Below are 4,350 nucleotides of genomic sequence, written 5' to 3'. Positions count from 1 at the left end.
TGTCCGATTCCCGGTCGAAGCGGGTTTCGCTTTCCAGTTCTTCGCTTTCGCGTTTCCCTTTCCGGCGAGTCCGACTCTATCAGAAGTTTTCCACCGGATTTCCCGGCTTCAGATTCCTGGACGAGGAGTCGAGGGTGCCCACTCTGAATTGCTTCTTTGGGGGCCGGCTGCCGAACTTGTCCAGTTCCAGGCAACCGTTTAACTCTACATCACGCTCCCTGCACCGTCAAAATCCCCCCGACACGGGCCCACCACGGTGTATGGCTGCCGCACCGACCTCGTTGCCCGACGACGCCTCCGTGATCACTGGCTGCCTGCGGCCACGCGCAGAGCAGGACTGCCGGTCATCGACATGGACGTGATCCTCGAGTCGCTTGACGACTCCCTCGGCGTAGGTGATCACACCTGCCGGCTCCGCCGGCTCGACGCCCACCTGGTCGACTTGTTCTGCGACTGCCCACGCTCCTCGTCACCGAACGCTTCCACACCCGCAAGCGCCACCCGGGCCGCCTCCACCAGGACCTCGCCCCGGAGCAGATCCACGAACGCGTGACTACCGCGAGGTTCGCTCACTGCTTCCCACCCGCTCACCGAGCGGCAAGCGGATCCGTGCATGACGGATCTGGTTGAGCGGTTGGTGCCGGACGAGTTGTGGGTGTTGTTCAGGCGGTTGGTGCCGCCGACGGGGGGAGATACGTCCGCAGGGCGGTGGCAGGCGGCGGGCCGGTGGCCGCGAGGCCCTGGCCGCGATCGTCTTCGTGGCGACCTCGGGCTGCACGTGGCGGCAGCTGCCGCCAGTGTTTGGTCCCGCCTGGCCCAAGGCGTATCGCCGATTTGCCCAGTGGAGCCGGGACCGGGTCTGGGCGAAGCTCTACAGCGTGATCCTCAACGAACTCGGAGCGCGGGGCGAGCTGGACTGGTCGCGGTGCGCGATCGACTCGGTCAGTCTGCGGGCGGCAAAAGGGGGCCTTTGACCGGACCGAATCCGACCGACCAAGGCAAACTGGAATCGAAGATCCACCTGATCTCCGACCGGAATGGGCTGCCGCTGCCCCTGGGAATCTCCGGCGCGAACACGCACGAGCCAGGGCCTGGAGCCGCTTGTCCGCGGCATCCCGCCTACCCGGACCCGCCGCGGGCCCCGGCGCCGAAGGCCGGCGAAAGGCCATGCGGACAAGGGTCACGACTACGACCACCTGCGCCGATAGCTCCACAAGCGCGGCATCCGCCACCGCATCGCCCGCAAGGCCATCGAGACCTCACAGCCGCTGGCCGACGCCGCTGGGTGGTGGAAAGACCGTGTCCTAGCTGGCAAGCTGCCGCAGGCTCCATCGACGCTACGAGCGCAAGGCCGAACACTTCCTCGCCTTCGTAGCCATAGCCGCAACCCTCAGATGTCTAAGACCGTGCCCCTTCGCCCTCACGTGGGCGGAACCTAGGACAGCTCGGCGGTGTGTCCTGCGTCCCGCCGCCCGGCGGCCGCACCATGAACGGCGGGATCAACGGCTCCGCGAGCTCGCACAATCCGTCCGGAACGATCCAATGCCACGTACGCCACCCCATGAACGGCTCAACGTCCGCCTCACCCGGCTCGTCTGCACACCTGTACAGGGGGCTGAAGCCTGCCGTTCACCCGCAGTGCCGAGCTACGCCCGTCTATCCAGCACGGGCAGCTGCGTGCCGCAGTCGGTGCAGACGGCCTGTCCGAACATGTACGGGAGCCCGTGTGCCACGACTCCCTGGCCGTCTGCCAGCGCCCGGCAGTGCAGCCGCTGTACCAGTCCGCCCGCTTGGGCGGGGTCGATCGGACGCAAGGGCGATCTCTGCGCCTCCGGGTTCGCGTAGTCCTCGCTGCACGCGAAGTGGCCCTCCTCTCCGAAGACGATGGTCAGCATCACTCCGCAGTAGGGGCAGTCGACTTCGTACTCACCCTCCGCAAGGTTCTCCAGATTGCGGTCCCAGACCTCGGCGCCCTGGAACGCCATCCATGACTGGAGCAGGAAGACGTAATCCACCGCGGTCATGGGTGTGGTGAGCGATTCCTCTGTCAGACGGCAGAACGCGGCCGCTTCCCGGGTTCCCATCTGGGCTGCCTCGGGTGAAGAACGGGCGCACCTCGTGATCGCTCCCGCCAGGTAGAGCACGTCCAGTCGTTCGCAGGCCGCTCGTCCGGCTGCGATCCCGAGTAGGCGGGGCAGGGCGGCGAAGCTTGCGGAGAAGGCGATGTCGTACATCGGGCACAGCCGGTCGACCAGCTCCGTTGAGAGGGCTTCGGGGTCCGCCTCGTACCGGTCGAGCAGGTCGGGCACCCCTTCCGCTGAACCGTACGCGTCGCTGAGCCTGGGCCAATCCGTCATGCCGGCATTCAAGCAGCGGCCTACGACAGCCGACGAAGGCAAGAAGGTGCTGAGGTTCGCGCTCGTAGCCGCGGTGGAGTCGGCCACAGCCGGCGAGGGAGCAATCGGCGCAGTCCGGTCCGTGATCAGGCGAATCCTGTAGACGGCCTGCCGGCTCGGACCGAACACCGGCGAAAGCTGCCGCCTCCCGTTGCCTGGCCGAGGACCTTGCGCTCCGTGGGGGCCTCCCGGGCGGTGGCCCGGCCGGTCCGGGCCTTGCGCGCGGATGGATCGCCGCTCGGCTTCGTGTCGATCCATCGCGTCGTTCGTAGCTCCGTGCTCGCAAGGCCCCACGAAGTAAACGGAGTTGGTCGGCAGAAGGGGCACCACGTGACTTCCTCTGCACGGTGATCAAGGACAGGCATCAGGGGGTGCGGTAGTGACGTCCCCCTGCATGCGCTGACCCTGTCGGCGTCAGTTGGTTCTGGTCGCGCGGTGATGGGTCGAGCGGATGAGTACGGACGCCAGGACAGCAAGGTCTGCCGCGCGGGCGGCGTCTCCGCACGACGCTTGGTCTGCAAGGGGGCGGCCGGCTCGGTCCAGCCGAATGCCCCCCAGCTCCAAGACATAGACGAGGGTGAGCATGGCAAGGCGGGCGTTGCCGTCCGGAAAGGGGTCGAAGAAGGCCACGTCCAGATGTGCCCGCGCCGCACGGGGGCCGGGGCCACTCCCGAGTCGGGGCTGCCGCACAGACGGTAATCGAAGTCCCTTGCTGACGGCCCTCCTTGGCGAAGGCTTCGCCTCGTCGGAACGACATCTCGGGCCGGCCGAGACGAGCGGGCTGCCCATCAACACAGAGCACGCAGGTGAGTGGGCGCTTCCGGGAAGCGTCCGCGCGCGATCGAGGAGCGCGGCGAGCAGCCGGTCAACTCGAGCCGGGTCCGAGGAACGGCCTCCCACAGAGCACACCAGGTATGGATGGCATCCACCGATCGCGGCGTCGACCGCGTGCTTCGCCGTCCCCGGCCCCTTGCCCACGACAGAGAGGGAGCTAGGTGAGCAGCATGTGGCAGAGCCCGTACCGGCCGCATACGGCACCGGTGCGGTTCCCCTACCCCTGTCACCAGCCGGGTAGCCGCCTGTGCCAGGTGCCAACTGTGCGCCTGGGCGTCCATCCCGGTGGGCGGCGCCAAGCCCGCGAACCGCTCGGCCAGATCCTCGAGCCGGTCGCACACCTTCAGCAGCGACGCGGGCCGTGGCAGCGGGCTCGCCGACGGAGTCGGAAGCACAGAACCAACTGCCGACGACGCCACCGCGCGGCGCCATGCGGCGGCACTCGGCCGTACACGTCCGCCTGGCCGCGGCTGAACGCTTGGAAGTGTGTGGGGCTCCGGCATAACCCTTACCGCACGCTGCGGCTGCCCGCCCTCCGCAGCCAGTTCCCCGAACCGTCCGGCCGGCCCGGCCGGCCGATCAGTGGCGGGCCGCGCTGCAAATCCGGATGCGGCGGGAGCACGCGTCTGCGATAGTCGCGCGCTGTGAACAGTGCTGAGGTCGTGTTCCAGCGGGCCATCGACTCTGATGCGGGCGACATGGCCGACATGTGGCTGCGTTCCTTCAAGGCCGCGCTGCCGACCGTGCGTCTTGCACACGGCGATGACGAGGTACGGGACTGGTTCTCCTCCGTGGTCGTGCCGCGGTACGAGAGCTGGATCGCAGGGGCACACGGCTCCGTCATAGGGCTCCTCGTACTCGACGGCGAGGAAAATGGAGCAGCTCTACCTGGATCCGTCGTGGCGGGGCAGGGGCCTGGGTGACCGGTTCGTGGCGTTGGCCAAGCAGCAGCGGCCGGAGGGACTGGGGCTGTGGACGTTCCAGGTCAACGGGCCGGCTCAACGCTTCTACGAGCGGCACGGGTTCATCGCAGTCGAACGTACCGACGGACTCCGCAATGAGGAGCACGAGCCCGACGTCCGCTATGTCTGGCGGCCCCAGGAATAGGATCGGTGGGGCC

Annotated in this window: 1 protein-coding gene and 2 pseudogenes; 2 read left to right on the top strand and 1 reads right to left on the bottom strand. The window is 67.8% G+C overall.

What is annotated here, in order from left to right; genetic code table 11:
* Positions 1-613: 613 nt before the first annotated feature.
* Positions 614-1,404, top strand: a pseudogene (locus AC6CKD_RS37835) (IS5 family transposase); the annotation flags it as partial.
* Positions 1,405-1,646: 242 nt separating this feature from the next.
* Here AC6CKD_RS37835 and AC6CKD_RS37830 read toward each other — a convergent pair.
* Positions 1,647-2,357, bottom strand: coding sequence for a hypothetical protein (locus tag AC6CKD_RS37830; RefSeq protein WP_498333950.1), 711 nt, complete (start codon positions 2,355-2,357; stop codon positions 1,647-1,649).
* A gap of 1,571 nt (positions 2,358-3,928) precedes the next feature.
* On the opposite strand from AC6CKD_RS37830, the pseudogene AC6CKD_RS37825 reads away from it, so the two are divergent.
* A pseudogene (locus AC6CKD_RS37825) lies at positions 3,929-4,337 on the top strand (GNAT family N-acetyltransferase).
* Positions 4,338-4,350: the final 13 nt, after the last annotated feature.

Source organism: Streptomyces sp. GQ60, from assembly GCF_059758875.1.
This window is presented reverse-complemented; position numbering and strand designations above follow the sequence as displayed.

What these genes read in the sequence shown, in the direction of transcription:
- AC6CKD_RS37830 (WP_498333950.1), bottom strand. Translation starts at nt 2,357, where the DNA reads ATGACGGATTGGCCCAGGCTCAGCGACGCGTACGGTTCAGCGGAAGGG.